General features: G+C 66.1%; 18 protein-coding genes. 11 read left to right on the top strand and 7 right to left on the bottom strand.

Features of this window, described 5'->3' with window-relative positions:
* Positions 1 to 62: 62 nt before the first annotated feature.
* Positions 63 to 236, bottom strand: a complete 174-nt coding sequence (locus tag BMX17_RS25755) for a hypothetical protein (RefSeq protein ID WP_170845281.1) — start codon at positions 234 to 236, stop codon at positions 63 to 65.
* A 109-nt stretch (positions 237 to 345) separates the two neighbouring features.
* On the opposite strand from BMX17_RS25755, the gene BMX17_RS00295 reads away from it, so the two are divergent.
* From BMX17_RS00295 to BMX17_RS00270, 6 genes are all read left to right on the top strand, one after another.
* The gene (locus BMX17_RS00295) at positions 346 to 1,050 is read left to right on the top strand and encodes a 5-formyltetrahydrofolate cyclo-ligase (protein ID WP_092656442.1); all 705 of its coding nucleotides are present in this window, start codon (positions 346 to 348) and stop codon (positions 1,048 to 1,050) included.
* Between the two features lie 81 nt (positions 1,051 to 1,131).
* Positions 1,132 to 2,754, top strand: a complete 1,623-nt coding sequence (locus BMX17_RS00290; RefSeq protein WP_092656439.1) for a bacterio-opsin activator domain-containing protein — start codon at positions 1,132 to 1,134, stop codon at positions 2,752 to 2,754.
* 93 nt (positions 2,755 to 2,847) lie between these two features.
* Positions 2,848 to 3,813, top strand: coding sequence for a methyl-accepting chemotaxis protein (locus BMX17_RS00285; protein ID WP_092656437.1), 966 nt, complete (start codon positions 2,848 to 2,850; stop codon positions 3,811 to 3,813).
* Between the two features lie 44 nt (positions 3,814 to 3,857).
* On the top strand, positions 3,858 to 4,289 hold the full coding sequence (locus tag BMX17_RS00280; protein ID WP_092656435.1) for a DUF8009 family protein: 432 nt from the start codon (positions 3,858 to 3,860) through the stop codon (positions 4,287 to 4,289).
* Between the two features lie 36 nt (positions 4,290 to 4,325).
* On the top strand, positions 4,326 to 4,595 hold the full coding sequence (locus BMX17_RS00275) for a helix-turn-helix domain-containing protein (RefSeq protein WP_092656432.1): 270 nt from the start codon (positions 4,326 to 4,328) through the stop codon (positions 4,593 to 4,595).
* Positions 4,596 to 4,849: 254 nt separating this feature from the next.
* Complete coding sequence (locus BMX17_RS00270; protein ID WP_139203389.1) at positions 4,850 to 5,110, top strand: DUF8028 family protein; 261 nt, start codon at positions 4,850 to 4,852, stop codon at positions 5,108 to 5,110.
* A gap of 14 nt (positions 5,111 to 5,124) precedes the next feature.
* Here BMX17_RS00270 and BMX17_RS00265 read toward each other — a convergent pair whose 3' ends face one another.
* Positions 5,125 to 5,670, bottom strand: coding sequence for a CBS domain-containing protein (locus BMX17_RS00265; protein ID WP_170845285.1), 546 nt, complete (start codon positions 5,668 to 5,670; stop codon positions 5,125 to 5,127).
* Between the two features lie 119 nt (positions 5,671 to 5,789).
* Here BMX17_RS00265 and BMX17_RS00260 point away from each other — a divergent pair, with 119 nt between their 5' ends.
* Together BMX17_RS00260 and BMX17_RS00255 are read left to right on the top strand one after the other, a co-directional pair.
* Positions 5,790 to 6,431 (top strand): ribonuclease HI, encoded by a 642-nt coding sequence (locus tag BMX17_RS00260; protein ID WP_092656428.1) that lies wholly within the window; start codon positions 5,790 to 5,792, stop codon positions 6,429 to 6,431.
* Positions 6,432 to 6,473: 42 nt separating this feature from the next.
* Positions 6,474 to 6,869, top strand: a complete 396-nt coding sequence (locus BMX17_RS00255; RefSeq protein ID WP_092656426.1) for a hypothetical protein — start codon at positions 6,474 to 6,476, stop codon at positions 6,867 to 6,869.
* 209 nt (positions 6,870 to 7,078) lie between these two features.
* Here BMX17_RS00255 and BMX17_RS00250 read toward each other — a convergent pair whose 3' ends face one another.
* Positions 7,079 to 9,337: an NADP-dependent malic enzyme gene (locus tag BMX17_RS00250; RefSeq protein ID WP_092656424.1), complete on the bottom strand. Its 2,259-nt coding sequence runs from the start codon at positions 9,335 to 9,337 to the stop codon at positions 7,079 to 7,081.
* A gap of 119 nt (positions 9,338 to 9,456) precedes the next feature.
* Here BMX17_RS00250 and BMX17_RS00245 point away from each other — a divergent pair, with 119 nt between their 5' ends.
* Positions 9,457 to 9,960, top strand: coding sequence for a COX15/CtaA family protein (locus BMX17_RS00245; protein WP_092656421.1), 504 nt, complete (start codon positions 9,457 to 9,459; stop codon positions 9,958 to 9,960).
* Between the two features lie 27 nt (positions 9,961 to 9,987).
* Here the strand turns inward: BMX17_RS00245 and BMX17_RS00240 are convergent, their stop codons facing one another.
* On the bottom strand, positions 9,988 to 11,496 hold the full coding sequence (locus tag BMX17_RS00240) for a replication factor C large subunit (RefSeq protein ID WP_092656419.1): 1,509 nt from the start codon (positions 11,494 to 11,496) through the stop codon (positions 9,988 to 9,990).
* 245 nt (positions 11,497 to 11,741) lie between these two features.
* Here BMX17_RS00240 and BMX17_RS00235 point away from each other — a divergent pair, with 245 nt between their 5' ends.
* Complete coding sequence (locus tag BMX17_RS00235) at positions 11,742 to 12,302, top strand: DUF7978 family protein (RefSeq protein ID WP_092656417.1); 561 nt, start codon at positions 11,742 to 11,744, stop codon at positions 12,300 to 12,302.
* On the opposite strand, the gene BMX17_RS00230 is transcribed toward BMX17_RS00235, so the two are convergent.
* On the bottom strand, positions 12,293 to 12,922 hold the full coding sequence (locus tag BMX17_RS00230) for a metal-dependent hydrolase (RefSeq protein ID WP_092656415.1): 630 nt from the start codon (positions 12,920 to 12,922) through the stop codon (positions 12,293 to 12,295). The two genes, BMX17_RS00235 and BMX17_RS00230, sit on opposite strands and share 10 nt — an antisense overlap.
* Before the next feature lie 96 nt (positions 12,923 to 13,018).
* Here BMX17_RS00230 and BMX17_RS00225 point away from each other — a divergent pair, with 96 nt between their 5' ends.
* Positions 13,019 to 13,726 carry a helix-turn-helix domain-containing protein gene (locus BMX17_RS00225; protein WP_092656413.1) on the top strand — a complete coding sequence of 236 codons (708 nt, stop codon included), beginning with the start codon at positions 13,019 to 13,021 and terminating at the stop codon, positions 13,724 to 13,726.
* Between the two features lie 22 nt (positions 13,727 to 13,748).
* Here BMX17_RS00225 and BMX17_RS00220 read toward each other — a convergent pair whose 3' ends face one another.
* A complete protein-coding gene (locus BMX17_RS00220; protein WP_092656411.1) occupies positions 13,749 to 14,033 on the bottom strand; it encodes a hypothetical protein in 285 nt (94 codons plus the stop codon).
* 268 nt (positions 14,034 to 14,301) lie between these two features.
* Positions 14,302 to 15,480: a Bax inhibitor 1 family protein gene (locus tag BMX17_RS00215; protein ID WP_092656409.1), complete on the bottom strand. Its 1,179-nt coding sequence runs from the start codon at positions 15,478 to 15,480 to the stop codon at positions 14,302 to 14,304.
* Positions 15,481 to 15,493: the final 13 nt, after the last annotated feature.

The following is a 15,493-nucleotide window of genomic DNA, read 5'->3' as shown; positions in this document are numbered from 1 at the left end:
GCCGGTGGAAAAACGAGCACTGCGGCTGGTCGGCGTTCGGACGGGGCTGTCGAAACTGGCGGCTATCGCTGGACGTCGCTGACGTAGTCGGTCGCGATCCAGGCGTCGGTGTTGCCGGTCTCGGTGAAGATCGTCCGGTCCGACGCCCCGTCGATCGTCGTCACGGTCGGCCGTCCCCGTTCGGTCGTGGCACTGCGTTCCCCCTCGCCCCCACTGGTCTTGTCAACGCTGCTCATACGGTCGAGTGGTGGGACTGGCGGGTAGCCGTTGTGCGAACATATTGCGGTCGTTTAATATCCCGGTGTCGTCCTGAAGGCTGATGGCGGTAGCACCGCTGGGGGAACTATGGACAAGGAGCGACTCCGCGAACGCGTCTGGGACGACCTCGAGGAGAGCGGCGAGGCGCGGTTCCCCTTCCCGCCACACGGGCGCATTCCCAACTTCGCGGGGGCCGACGACGCCGCAGAGCGACTGGCCGACACCGGGGCGTGGCGCGACGCCGACGTGATCAAGGCCAATCCCGACGCGCCACAGCTTCCAGTCCGGCGGGCGGCTCTGCGACAGGGGAAGACGGTCTACATGGCCGTCCCGCGACTCCGTGACGAGAAATGCTTTCTGCGGCTCGATCCCGCCGAGATCGAGGACATCGATCACGCGACGACGGTCGGTGGCTCCGCCGAGGTCGGGGTGCAGGTCGGCCCCGACGAGATGGAGCGCGTCGACCTGATCGTCTCGGGAAGTGTCGCCGTCACCGCCGATGGCGAACGGGTCGGTAAGGGTGAGGGCTACAGCGATCTGGAGTTTGCAGTCCTGTGGGAACTGGGGCTGGTCGAGGAGACGACGCCGGTCGCGACGACCGTCCACGAGCGACAACTGGTCGAGGCCGACGTGCCGACGGGCGACCACGACGTGCCGCTGGATCTGATCGTGACGCCCGGGCGGACGCTCCGGACCGGTGGCGGCGAGACGCCGGCTGGCATCGACTGGGCGTTGCTGTCCGACGAGCGCCGGGCGGAGATTCCGGTGCTCTCGCGGTTCGACCCCAGGTGACCCCAGTTCGGTGGCGGCCCAGGACGGCACCCGGAGTCGGCGGGGGGATTTTTATGCGTCTGCGGTCCCGAAATGCAGTGAATGGAAGTCACCGAATCGATAGCCAGAGCAGCCCTCGATACGCTGTCGAGCCAGATCGCTGTGCTGGACGAGGAGGGACACATTCTGTTCACCAACAGCTCTTGGGGGACTGCGGGTGACGGGACTACTGGAGCCGAAGCGGATGCAAAGGGGCTCAACTACTTCGATTCGGTCGATCCGACCGAGGACGACCACGCCGTCGAGGCGGTCCGTGGAATCAGGCGCGTCCTCGACGGCGAGTGTGAGGAGTTCACCCTCGAATATCCCTGCCATACGCCGGAGCAACAGCGCTGGTTCCTGATGCGCGCGACGCCGTTCACAATCGGTGACGGCAACTTCGCGACCGTCGCACACATCGACATCACGGACCGGCGACTCGCCGAACTGGAGGCCCAGGCGAACGCTCGGCAGGCACAGCGGGAGCGCCAGAACCTCGAACACCTCGTCGACCGTATCAACGGCCTCGTCCAGGACATCACCCGGTTGCTCGTCGAGTCGGTCTCCAGGGACGAGATCGAACACGGCGTCTGTGAGCGACTGGCCGACACCGACCCCTACCTGTTCGCCTGGATCGGGAGCGCCGGCATCTCCGAAGAACGGCTCCGAGTGCGGGCATCCGCTGGGCCGGCCGACGTGGACCTCGACCTCGACGATGCGGCGTTCGCGCTGGACGCCGACGCACCGACGCCGAGCGCGCGAGCGTTCGCGACCGGACGTGGCCAGATCGTCTCGACGGTCGACGGTGGTTCGGCCGTCGGGCGACGCTACGGCGACGCGGGGATCGAGGCGGTCATCTCGGTCCCGATCGGCAATCAGGAGAGCGAGTACGGTGTCCTCACGGTCTGTGCCGGCCACCCAGACGCCTTCGACGAGCGCGAACAGGTCGTGCTGGAGGCGCTCGGCCGCGCCATCGCCAACGCCATCGACGCCCTGGAGAGCAAGCGAACGCTGACGGCCGACCGGATCGTCGAGATGGAGTTCACCGTCGACGATCCGACGCTCCTGCTCAACGCCGCCTCGATCGAACTCGACTGCCGGTTCTCCTACTCCGGGTCGGTCTACGGTTCGAACGGCGCACTCCGGGAGTTCTACACCGTCGACGGGTGTGATCCCGCGACCGTCCGCGAGTTTGCGACCGATCAGGACGCCGTCACCGACGTGACGGTGCTGGCCGATCACGACGACGGCTGTCTCCTGCAACTGACGCTTTCCGGCTCGCTCGTCGGACTCCTGGTCGACAGGGGTGCCGTCACCAGGGAGGTCACCAGCGAGGACGGCGTGACGGCCTTCACCGTCGAACTCTCCCGCGAGGCCGACGCCAGGGCGCTCTTCGAGGATGTCGCGGATCGGTACGAGGGCACCGAACTCGCCGGCTATCACGAACACGAACGCCCCGTCCAGACCCGCCAGGAGTTCCGTGCCGGTCTCGAAGAGCGACTCACCGACAGACAGCTCACCGCGCTTCGGACGGCGTATTACAGCGGCTTTTTCGACTGGCCCCGCGCCGTCGACGGCGACGAACTCGCCGCGATGATGGATATCTCCCGCTCTACCTTCCACCAGCACCTCCGGGTCGCCGAGCGGAAACTGCTCGACTCCTTCTTCGAGCGCGACCGGCAGTAGCGCCGGACCTATAAACTAATCGAACACTCGATTATCAATGCTGACAGCCGGGTAGTCATCGTTTTGTTGCAAGTTGCCTTCCATCCGTCAACAATGTCCCGTGAGGCCGGTCTCGACGCTGGTATCGGCGACACCGTCGAAGACGACATCGAACAGGATATCGACCGTAACGCGGGCTACGACCACGATGCGGCCAGCGAGATCCAGACCTCGATCGCCGAACTCGAGGATTCCTCCGTCGAAATCGCCGAGCAAACCCGGGACATCTCGGAACTGGCTCGCGAGCAACATCAGGGGATGTCCGAGGTGGCCAACGAGGTCTCGACGCTGTCGGCCTCTGTCGAGGAGATCGCCTCCTCCGCCGAAGAGGTCGCCGCCGCAAGCAAGGAAGCCCGAGACCTCGCCGACGAGGGACAGGACTCGGCGGAGGAAGTCGTCGACGCGATGGAGGAGATTCAGGCGGCGGCCGACAGCGTCGCCGAGGACGTGCGGACGATCCAGGACAGCGTCCAGGAGATCGACGAGATCGTCGAGATCATCAACGATATCGCCGACCAGACGAACATCCTCGCACTGAACGCCTCCATCGAGGCCGCCCGCGCGGGGCAGGCGGGCGAGGGCTTCGCCGTCGTCGCCGACGAGATCAAAGACCTCGCCGGCGAGTCACAGACCCAGGCCGGCGAGATCGAGGCCATGATCGACGAGATTCAGGAGAACACAGAGCAGGCCGTCGGCAGCCTCGAAGAGAACAACGAGCGCATCGAGGGCGGGATCGAGTCAGTCGACGACGCCATGGACACGCTCGAAGAGATCAGCGAGACCGTCCGGGAAGTCAACAACGGGATCGAAGAGGTGGCGACGGCGACCGACGAGCAGGCCGCCTCGACAGAGGAAGTCGCCAGTATGATCGACGAATCGACCGAGAACGCGGCCGACATCGTCAGCGCCGTCGACGAGATCACCGACGAACTCGACGACCAGACCGACGAAGTGGTCGACATCAACGCGGCCATCGACGACCTGATCGCGGACGTCCAGCGGAACGCGACAGGGGACTGAGCGGCGACGGGAACGCTGAAGGCTGTGGCCCGCCACCTGTCGCTATGACCGGGTCACCCGATCCGACGGCGATCAACTCGATCGCGGTCGACGCCGAGGACGTGGTCACTGCGCTGGAGGCGGGCCGCCGGAGCGGACAGGACCCCGTCTTGCGCGTGACCCCGCCGTTCAGCGGGCGGATGCGCGCCCGACTCCACCGCGACGGTGCGACCGAGTACGACGACGAACCCGCACCGATCCACGTCGCTCCCGACGCCCTCGTCACCGAGTCCGCGCCGGTCTATCCCACGCCGGCCCAGACCGAAGACGATCTCCGCGAGGATCCGACCGTCGAGTACACGCGCGAGCGCCACCGGGAACGCCACGCCGAGGCCGTCGACGCCTGGCGCGAGGCCGTCACCGACCACTTCGTCGACACCGTCACGCTCGACACGCCGACTGGCCCCCACGAGGTCGGCGTCACCGTGCTAGGCTGACGCCACCGTTTTGACCGCCCCTGCCGAACCGTCGGTATGTCCGACGCCACGCCCGAGGCCTCGATTCTGAGCCACGGCGAACGCGAGATTGCGGCCATGCTCGAGGCGGGCAACTCCGTCGACGAGATCGCCGCGACACGGGACGAATCCGTCGACTCAGTCGAGAAGGCGGTCGACCGCATCCGGGAGAAGACCGACCGCGCTCTCGCGACGCTCCTGGCCTCACCCTTCACGGACGATGCGATCGCCGACCTCGACTCGTCGACCCGGGAACGACTGCGCACCGATCTCGATTCGTGTCGATAGTAGCCATGTGTATGGTAACCACTGACTTACCTCTCGAATCGACCCCACTCGTTCCGGCCAGTTGTGTGCGGAATAATGGCTGACTGTAACCCAACGTTACGGGCTTAGACACGAGGATAAAATTTATACGGCGATCTGCGGCCGTCGTGAAAGGTCGGTATACTGCTGGTGGTCGAGTGAAATGAGCCGAAACGGGTCGAAGGCTCGTCCGGTTATAAGGGGTCGGCTGTGCAAGCAGGTAGTAGAACGATACGATGGCCTCGTCAAGTCCCTCCAGTAACGAACGGCAACTGTTCCCGCCAGTGAGTGACGTCCGTCCCGCGCTGGCGCAGTACGGAACCGGTCTGAAAACCGGCGTGACCGGTCTCGCCTTCTGGTCCGCGATCGTCTTGCCTTTCCTCTATTTCCCGCTTTTGGCCTACGGCCTCCGGAGTAGCTCGATCGTCGGTGCGTTCGTCGGTCTGCTCGCCCTGAACGTGGTCGCGGCGGTCATCGGCCACCGCTACCACGACTGATTTGCCGCCCCGCCCTACCCCGCCTTCTCGAGTCGCTCGTCGCGAAGCGCCCGCAGTAGATCCTCGCGGGCGATGATCCCGACGACACGGCCGTCGCCGGACTGCGTCCGGTTGCCAGAGGCGCTTCGCGCCTCGCTGTCCTCGACGACCGGCAGACGATTGATGTCCCGCTCGCTGTCGGCCAGTAGCGCCAGCACGCGGTCGATATCGTCGTCGGGTGCGACCGTCACCACGTCGGCCGTCATCACGTCGCTGATCGACTTCCCGGAGTTACGAACCATGTCCAGCCCCACGTCCAGGTTGTCCCACGAGAGATCCAACCCGTAGGTGAGGCTCTCCAGGAACGGCGGGAAGCCGACGGGGATCCACAGCGTCCGGTCGGAGGGCTGGAACAGGTCGACCAGGTCGCCCTGCGTGACGATGCCGACGAGTTCGTCGCCGTCGGTGACCGGGTAGCCGTTGAACGCCGCCTGTGCCAGTTTCGTGAGGACTTCGGCCACGTCGTCGTCGGGTGCGACCGTCTCCACGTCGGTCGTCATGATGTCGCGAGCGGTGGGCATACCCGGGCGGACGGCCGGCCCGGCCGTAGGCCTTCCGGTGGGTGAACCCGCGTGCGGGCGTCCAGTCGTCGCCTCGAAAGGCCCATATATTTAAATTGTCCCGTCTCCATAGTGGAGATATGGCCGCTTACGGCCGGCCGTCCCTTCGGGACCTGTTCGACGAGTCGCCGACGCCACACATTGCACACCCGCCTCGCACCCACCACCGGGACTTCTATCTCGCCACAGACGGCTCCTACAGAGGCCGGAGTGGCGCGGTCGGGGGCGAGGACGACCCCGACGGTGGTCTCGGCGTGGTCATCGAGACACGCGACGGGGAGCGTGTGGCGCGGCTCTCGGTCGCCGACAGCGCTCCCGACAACAACGTCGCCGAGTACCGCGCACTCCATCTCGGGCTGGACGTCCTCGCGGCGCGAGCGCCCGACGACGCTCGCATCGGCGTCCTGATCGATCACGACGACCTGGCGGGCAACGTCAACCAGGCCGTCCTCGATTCCCGTGGCGCAGACTGGAACCCCGCCGTCTCCGTCCCGCGGGCCACGACCTACCACTGGCGGGGCATCCGGGCCCGGATCAACGGGTTCGACGAGATCAGGGCCGCCCGCATCTCGGGCGACGTGAACCCGGCGCATCCGCTGGCGAACGCCCCGGACCAGTACGCCCACGTCAATCACGAACCCGACCGCTGTGTCATCCCGAAGGACCCGACCGAGCAGCAGGTCCCCCCGCCGTCCCGGTCGGACCGCGGTGCCAGCGACTGACGCGGTAAGATTTATCATGCTGGCCGGTACCACGATGGGGCAATGGGGAGCGATGGGGGGTTCTGGGAGCCAGTCGGGTCAGTCGCTCAGGCTGGGGTGCTGACACTCGCGCTGACGATCTACGCCGTGGTCGAGCTGTGGGGTGGTCCGTTTCCGGACGGCCCCTTGCTCGTGTCCGTCGCCGCACTCGTCGTCGGTGTCACCCTCGGCGCGGCCTACGCCTACTTCGACACCTCACTGTTAGCCACGGACCCCCTCGACGAGTACGTCTTTCTCGTGACGGTGCTGGCCGTGGGGCTGGCAGTCGCAAGCATCCTCTCGCCGGTCGGGGTCCCCGGTGCCGTCTCCGTCGTCGTCCTCGCCTTTCTCTGGTCGGGTCTGATCGCCGAGTTCTACTTCGAGACCGAGCAACGGCTAGCGTCGCTGGGGACGGAGTGAGGCACGAGGTTTAATGGCGGATGTCCAGCATCCGCGCGCCGGCGGCGCGCCGGTCACCGTCAGAGCAGGGCTCTGACGAGCACCCACTCGCTCCCCGTGGTCGCTCGCGGGTATCCCGGGACTCGCGCGGAGCGCGAGTCCCGCCTTTTTCCCCAAGTTTTTGCTTCGGGGGGTGCGCGAAGCGCACCCCCCGACGTAAAAAGTGGTGGCTAGTAGTCGTTCTGCTGGGCGTCCACGACGGCGACGCTCGCCAGATTCACGATGTCTTTGACCTCGTCGCCGCGCTGGAGGACGTGGACGGGCTTGTCCATGCCGACGAGCATCGGGCCGATGGCCTCCGCGCCACCGAGGCGCTGGAGGAGCTTGTAGCCGATGTTCCCGGCTTCCAGATTCGGGAACACGAGGATGTTCGCTGGCTCTTCGAGGTCGGAGAACTCGTAGGTGCCGTTGAGGATATCCTCGACGACGGCGGTGTCGGCCTGCATCTCCCCGTCGACGGGGAAGTCGACCTGTGGGTCGTCACGCAGGAGATCGGCGGCCTTCCGTGGCTTGCGCGTGCCCTCGTTGTCGACGCTCCCGAAGTTCGAGTACGACAGCATGGCCGCGCGGGGTTCGATGTTGAACCGGCGGGCCAGCTCTGCAGTGTGGCAGGTGACCTCCGAGAGGACCTCGGCATCGGGGTTCTGGTTGACGGTGGTGTCGACGCAGAACACGACGCGGTTCTTGAAGGTGAGCATATAGACGCCCGCCGCGTAGTTGGCGTCCTCCGCGGTGCCGACGATCTGCAGGGGCGGCTTGAGCGCCGAGGGGTAGTTGTGCATCAGCCCGGTCAGCATGGCGTCGGCGTCACCCATCTCGACCATGACGCTGCCGAGATAGTTGCCGTCCTGGACGAGTTCGCCGGCCTCGCGGCGGGTGATCCCCTTGCGCTTGCGGAGGTCGTACAGCCGCTCGGCGTAGGGTTCGAGACTCCCCTCGCCGGGGTCGACGATCTCGGGATCGAAATCCAGCGCCAGGGTCTCCATGATCGCCCAGATGCGCTCGCGGTCGCCGATCAGGATGGGGTCGGCGATCCCCTGATCGGCCATCTGGTAGGCCGCACGGATCATCTTCTCGTCGTCACCCTCCGCGAGGACGACCCGCTTTGGCTCGTTTTTGGCCTTGTTGAGGACGACCCGCATCATCTCTCTCGATTTGCCGAGCCGGGCCTCCAGTTGCTCGACGTACTCGTCGTGTTCGATCTCGACGCGGGCGGCCCCGCTGTCCATGGCGGCCTCGGCCACGGCTGGCGCGACCTCGAAGAGGACGCGTGGGTCGAGCGGCTTCGGGATGACGTACTCCGGGCCGTACTGGAGGGGCTGATCGCCGTAGGCCTTGACGACGGCGTCGGGCACGTCCTGGCGGGCCAACTCGGCCAGCGCCTCGGCAGCGGCGCGTTTCATCTCCTCGTTGATCTCGGTGGCGCGCACGTCGAGTGCGCCCCGGAAGATGAAGGGGAACCCGAGGACGTTGTTGACCTGGTTGGGGTAATCCGAGCGGCCCGTGGCCATGATGACGGTGTCGTCGCGGGCCTGTTTGGCGTCCTCGTAGGCGATCTCGGGGTCGGGGTTGGCCATCGCGAAGATGATCGGATCCGACCCCATCGACTGGACCATCTCCTGGTCGACGATGCCGCCGACCGAGAGGCCGACGAACACGTCGGCGTCGACCATCGCATCCGCCAGATCACCCTCGGGCACGTCGCGGGCGAACTCCTTTTTGAACTCGTTGACGTCCTCGTTCTCGGCGCGGGCCTCGGTGATGATCCCCGAGGAGTCACACATCGTGATGTTCTCGCGTTTCGCGCCCAGTGAGATGTAAAAGCGCGCGGAGGCGATCGCGCTCGCACCGGCACCGGAGAAGACGATGTCCAGCTCGTCGAGCTCCTTGCCCGCGATGTCGGCGGCGTTGAGCAGTGCGGCCCCGGAGATGATCGCGGTGCCGTGCTGGTCGTCGTGGAAGATGGGGATGTCCATCTCCTCGCGGAGGCGTTCCTCGACCTCGAAACACTCGGGCGCTTTGATATCCTCGAGGTTGATCCCGCCGAACGTCGGCTCCATCGAACTGATCGAGCGGATCATCTCCTCGGTGTCTGCGTCCTCCAGTTCGATGTCGAAGACGTCGATGTCGGCGAACCGTTTGAACAGGACGCCCTTGCCTTCCATCACGGGTTTCGAGGCCTGTGCGCCGATGTCGCCCAGGCCGAGCACCGCAGTGCCGTCGGAGACGACGCCGACGAGGTTCCCCTTCGCGGTGTAGCTGTACGCGTCGTTGGGGTTGTCCCGGATCGCACGGCAGGGGGCGGCGACGCCCGGCGAGTAGGCGAGGCTCAGATCACGCTGGGTGTTGGTTGGCTTCGTCGTCGAGATCTCGATCTTCCCCGGGGGGTCCTCCCGGTGATAGTCGAGCGAATCCTCGTCTAGTCCCATGCACTAGGGGGACCTTGCCAGCGTAAAAAGGTAACCGAAAATAATGTTCGACGTTCGTCGATCCCACCGCCCGGGAACGAAAGGCCGAGCATAAGTAGACGCGACCCCGAGGGGCGAGTATGCGATTGGGCTTTCGCCACCTCGCCGCGGCGACGACCGGGATGACGTTCTCGCTCATCCTGCTCGGCGTCTACACCGGTGCCATCGGTGCGGGACTGTCCTGTGGCGCACGCTGGCCGCTCTGTAACGGGGCCGTGTTCGGCCTGTTCCCGGCGGACTGGCCGAGTTTCGTCGAGTGGTTCCACCGCTTCGTCGCGATGGTCACTGGCTTCATGATTATCGGGACGACCTACGCCGCCTGGAAACGTCAGCCCCGGACCGACATCCGCTGGGCCTCGACGATCGCCCTCGCCGTCCTGCCCGCGCAGGTCCTGCTCGGCGCGAACACGATCTGGTTCTACGGACCGGTCGCGCAGGTCCTCCACCACACCGCCGCGCTGACCATCTTCGCGGCCATGACCGCGACGACTGCCTGGGCGTTCCAGGGCACCGTGTCCACAGCCGACACCGCGACCGACGCGGACGCCGACGCCACGGCCGACGGATCGTCGGGCCCCGTCTGACTCTGCGAACTGCCTTCTTTTCCGCCGCTACATGAACTCGCCCAGCCCCGACTGCTGGTCGTCCGCGTCCGCCTCTTCCTCGGCCGACTCCGCCTCGCTGGACTCGTCCTCGCTCTCGTCGGATGCCGCGCTCGCGGTGAGCGTCGCCTGCCCGTCGCCGTCGTCGGCTTCACCGTCGTCGCCGTCAGCGGCGTCCTCGCTCTCCCCATCACCATCGGCTCCGCCAGCGCGACCGCCCTCGAACGCACCGCCGGAGTGTTCGACAGCGGCTTCCTCCCGTAGCTGTTCGGCGTCCGCCACGATGTCCTGAACCTTGTTGGTGTCCTTGCCCGACCCAGTGACGAAGGCGACGTGTTCGGCGTCGAGATCGTACCGAGCGGTCATCGCCACGGTGAGTTCGCGGTTCTTGCAGTGGTGGGTCATCGCCGCCAGGTGCGGGATGACCTCCCGGCGGGCGGTAGCCATGCTCACGCCCAGGTTCTCGGCGATCTTGCGGGCCACGTAGTCGCGTTTCTCGCGGGTCCCTCGCGACCGGCCGAGTTTCGACCAGTAACTCGGGGGGCCGTAGCGCGTCCAGCCCCCTTTCTCACCGTCCCGGGCGGCGGCGACGCCGGCGGTCATGTTGTCGCCGGCGTAGCGCCAGTAGGAGTAGTTCTGGGTCGCCCGCACCCGCCCGAGCCAGCGGTCGGCGTTGGCGAGGAAATCGTAGGCACGAGCTAGCTCCCGGCCCTCGTAGTCTTTGGGCATATTGTCCTCGATCCAGTTGATGAGGTCGTCGGGCGTCTCGTCCACGTCGTAGGACGCTTTCAGCGCTTCCTCGGCGCCGGCTTTCTTGATGACGGTGTCGAGATAGTCGAAGACGCCGTTGGTGCGGTCCCGTTCGCCGGTGACTACGTCCTCGGCCCGGAGTTCCGTGCGGCCCTGTGCGAGCGCCTGCAGGTCGTTGATCGCTCCCCGGAGGTCGCCGCTGTTGGACTCGGCGATGGCTTCCAGCGCCTCCTGCTCGAACTCGATGTCTTCCTGGCGGCACACGTCCCGGAGAACGGGGACGATCGAGCGCGCGGAGATGTCCCGGAACTCGATCTCGCGGCAGTTGTTCCGGAGCGTGTTTGACATCTCGTAGAAGTCGTTGGCGATCAGGACAACGGGCTGGCCGGCCTCCTTCACGATGGACGTGACTGCCTTCGAGCCGCCGCGGTCGACGTTGCCGTGGAAGTTGTCGGCCTCGTCGACGATGATGAGCTGTTTGCCGGAGCCGCCAAGCGTCGCGTTCTTGGCGGCGCGTCCGGCCAGCCGCTCGATGTCGTCTTTGGTCCGGGAGTCGCTGGCGTTGAGTTCGACGACGTCCCAGCCCATATCGTTTGCCAGCGCGTGAGCCGCCGAGGTCTTCCCGATCCCGGGACTGCCGTGCAGGATGGCCGCCTCCCCGTGCTGGTCCCAGCTCCGCCCCCACTCCTGCAGGGCGTCGCGGGCCTTGTCGTTGCCCCGGACCTCCGAGAGCGTCGACGGGCGGTATTTCTCGGTCCAGTCACTCATTGACGGAGGGACGAACGGACCGCGTTTAGGGGTTGCGGAGCGGGGGTTGCACTGTGTCCGGCTATGAGTACTGGACGCGAGCGTCCGGCTTTTTCGCCCACGTCGCTCGACGTTCACGGGAGCAAAACCTCCGTGAGCCAACCAGAACGCGGAGTGTTCTGGTGAGAGTGGTGCGCCTTCGGCACACCCGGAGAGAAAAAAGTGAAGCCACAAGGCTCATTCCGGCAGGTGACGACTCGAAAGATATGAGTACAGATCGGTTCGGTGGGCTGCCGCTGGGAACTGGTGCGATAGCTGGCGCGGGTGCGTACCTGCTCGGATACGTCTTCACCTACCTGCTGGTCGGGAGCGAGATTCGCGAATCGGCCGTGAATCAGGTCTTTCAGGTATTCGGTGGGGAGGACCTGACCTACGAGATCGTCGGATGGGTGTTCTACAACGCCCACTTCGTCTCGACGGTCGGCGATCTGTCCGTCCTGAGCGGCACCGGCAACCTGATCACCGAGTTCGAGGCGTTCTCCCCGATTCTGTACCTGGTGCCTGTCGCACTGCTATTCATCGCAGGTCTCGCCGTCGGCCGTCGGATTCCCGGTGAGCAGGACTACGGCGACGCTGCCGCGGCCGGCGCGACCGTCGTCGTCGGGTACCTGCCCCTGGCGGTGATCGGGGCCTTCCTGGTTCAGGTACAGTCGGGCGGTTCCTCTGTGGGGCCGGACCTCCTCCTCGGAGCTATTCTGGCTGGTCTGGTTTACCCCGCAGTCCTCGGTGCGCTGGGGAGTGTCGCCGCCTTCGCGACTCAGTCCTGACGGGCGCGCGCCCACAGGACGACGGGACTGGTGAGGACGAGCAGTAACTGCCAGCCAGACTGGGCGACGGGAAACACGCGGTCGACGGCTTCAGGTTCGGCCCCGCGGGTCGGGTCGACGCCGCTGTTGACGTGGTAGCTGTCGGTCGTGCCCAGTCGCTGGGGTCCGGGCTCGGGGCCGCCGATCTCGACGAACGTCTGAACGAGTCCCCGCTGGGTGGAGTACTCCAGTGTCCCGCCGACGGAGTAGAACTGGTCGTGCAAGGGATAGAACGGGTTCGCCCCCCACGTGGTGAACAGGTCGAGTCCGACCGCGGCGAACGTGAACGCGAGCAGCGACACCCAGGCGAGACGCGGTGCCTGCTCGCCGAAGCGGGCGGTGAGCCACGGGCGGTCGCGCCGTCGGTCGTAGTACAGCAGCCCGCCGGCGACCGTGGGTAGCAGGAGCGTGTGGAAGGCCGCGCGGTGAGCACCGGGGACGACGAGACCGACGAACACGTCCAGATCGGCGAAGATCACGACGGCGAACACGACGGCGAGGCTTCGGCGGGAGAAGGCGTCGGCGAGCAACGCGGCGGCGAGGATGCCCGCGAAGGCGAGATGGACCACCGTCGATGGCATGAGGGCTCATCGGAGCGTCCGGGCAAATCCCTTCCGGTGGCTCGACCGCTCCGCCGTGCCGGTATCTTAAAGTCCTCGAGTGCGTCCACTGGCGACATGGGCCGTGGGCCACGTCGGGAACTCGCGGAGAAGATCGCCGGCGAGATCACGCTGAGCGACGATCCGGGGGCGACCCTTCGAAAGTGGCGGACCGACTTCGACGTGTCCCAGACCGAACTGGCCGACACGCTGGAGGTCTCCTCGTCGGTAATCTCGGACTACGAGAGCGGCCGCCGGCAGAGCCCGGGGATCGGCGTCATAGAGCGCATCGTCGGCGCGTTGCTGGACATCGACGAGGCTCGCGGCGGTGGGCGTATCCGCCAGCACGCCCGCGTCCTCTCGGCGGGGTTCGACAGCGAGATCGTCCACGACCTCCGTGAGTACCCGGCGACGATCCCGATCGAGCGGTACTACGACGCTATCGGCGCGACGGAACTGGTCGAGGGCGCACAGACGACCGTCGCCGGCCACACCGTCATCGACAGCATCGAGGCGATCACCCGACTCTCCAGCGAGGAGTTCTATCGGCTCTACGGCCAGTCGACCAACCGGGCGCTCGTGTTCACGAACGTCACGCGCGGGGAGTCACCACTGGTGGCGATGCGTGTCGTCACACCGACGCCCAACGCCATCGTCCTCCACGGGCTTGACGAGGACAGTCTCTGGGAGCACGCGCCGCGACTGGCACGCATCGACGGGTTCTCACTGGCCGTGACGACGACGGACCTGCCGACGATGCTCGACGGGATGAGCGAGTTGCCCTGACGGAACTGCTCGGGGACTACGATTACGACTCGACGGACGCTCCGACCGCGTCGGCGATCGCCTGGAGGTCGGCTTTCCGGAACGTGGAGCCGTCCGCTGCCTCCAGCGACTCCGCGACCCCGACCGCCGCCCGGATTCGTCGGCGCATCTGCGTCGTCGACGGCCGCTCCGCGTCGTCGACAGCGACCCCGAGTGCCGCACAGATCGCCTGCAGTTCCTCCTTCGTGAACGACGCATCGACCTCCCGTTCGAAGCGACCTGTCGTCTCTCGAATCGCGTTCTGAATCTCGTGGACGGTCGGGCTCATGCGTGTCCACTCGCCCGTCGTCTCCCTCAAGCTTCCCACTCGGCCGCGATGACACGGGCAGACGATGCGGAGTAGATCCGACCTCGCCCCGTTCCGGGTCTCACCGTACCAGGGTCGACAGCCACCGGACCGATTCCAGTTCGCGTGAGACAGCGGTGGTCTGTATTGCGACCAGCATCCGCGGTGCTTCGCGCCAGAGATCTCCGGAGACGGTTTTGCGCCGAGTGATTCGTGGCTCCGCTACGAACCCGAGGCGGCAGACGGTGGTCTAGCAGAGGTTCTGCTGGAAATACCCCGAACCGGCCAGTCCGTCGTTCAGGTCCTGGGCCGTCGCGTCCGAGAGGAACGTGTCGTCGGCGGTGGACAGCCATCCCTCTGTGGTGTGTTTGCGACCGCCGACCTTCCCCGCGACGTTGTGAAGGAGTTCGTGTGTGATGACGTGAACTCTGGCCGGGATCTCACCGTCGGACTCGGGGGGCTGGTCGTCGACGATGCTCGAGAATCCCGGTGCACTCCCCCATCCGAGACTGCCCGTGGACTCGCCGACGAGGACCTGGTGGTATTGACAGCGCCGCGGCCCGAGGTTGCGGGCCGTATAGTAGTCTCTAATCTCCGGTCCGCCGGCGACGATCTCCTCGCCGATGGCACCGCCGTAGCCGTCGCTCCGGGTGTCGTCGATGTGAAGTGTGATCCCCGTCGATCCGTCGGGGTTCCGGACCGGCATCTCCGCCCACACCTCCGTGAGCATCTGTTTCTCCCGCTGGGTGAGTGGGTGCGTGTAACTCCCGTAGTTGATCTGGACGTACAGATCCATCCGGTCCGGGTCTGCGTTCGGGAGTTTGGCCCCGTCCGGCGTGCGCCCGCGTTCTTCCCAGCTGTCTTTTAGCCGGTCGCCGTCGGTGTCGGGCCGCGGCCGATCGTAACTGCTCGCGTCTTGCCCGCTTATGATGGTGTCGTCGGCGAGTAACTGACCGTAGTGATCGGTCACCTCTTCGGCCGAATCCTGCGGATCGCTCGTGTTCGAGAGATCACCCGAGTCGGTAATCGGGCTGTTCGCACCGATGTCACCGATCACGTACGGGAGCGCCCACACCGAGCCGATGAGAAAGAGGATGGTGACACAGAACGCGAACGCTGCCTTCCCGATGGGCGTGTTCGGTGTGACGAACCGAACGATGCGCTTCGTCCGTGGGCCGGCCCGTCGGACCGCCGCGTAGCCGACTCTGGCGAACTCGTAGGCGACGACCACGGCGACGATCATCGTCCCGAGAAAAACCGTCAGGATGAACGCCCAGTCGGGCAGTGTCTCGCTGACCCAGCGGATGCCGTCGACGACGACCCCGCCCGCCGGCGCGAGCAACCGTCCGACTCGCGTCGGGAACGCGACCAGCGCCGTGATCAGGCCGATGATCGCGCCCACGAACGCGCTCTCCGCTGGGTGTGCCATACCCCGGCGTTGT

Source organism: Halorientalis persicus, from assembly GCF_900110215.1.
Lineage (GTDB): Archaea > Halobacteriota > Halobacteria > Halobacteriales > Haloarculaceae > Halorientalis > Halorientalis persica.
Note: the sequence above shows the minus strand (reverse complement) of the source record. Positions and strands in the feature narration are given on the sequence as shown.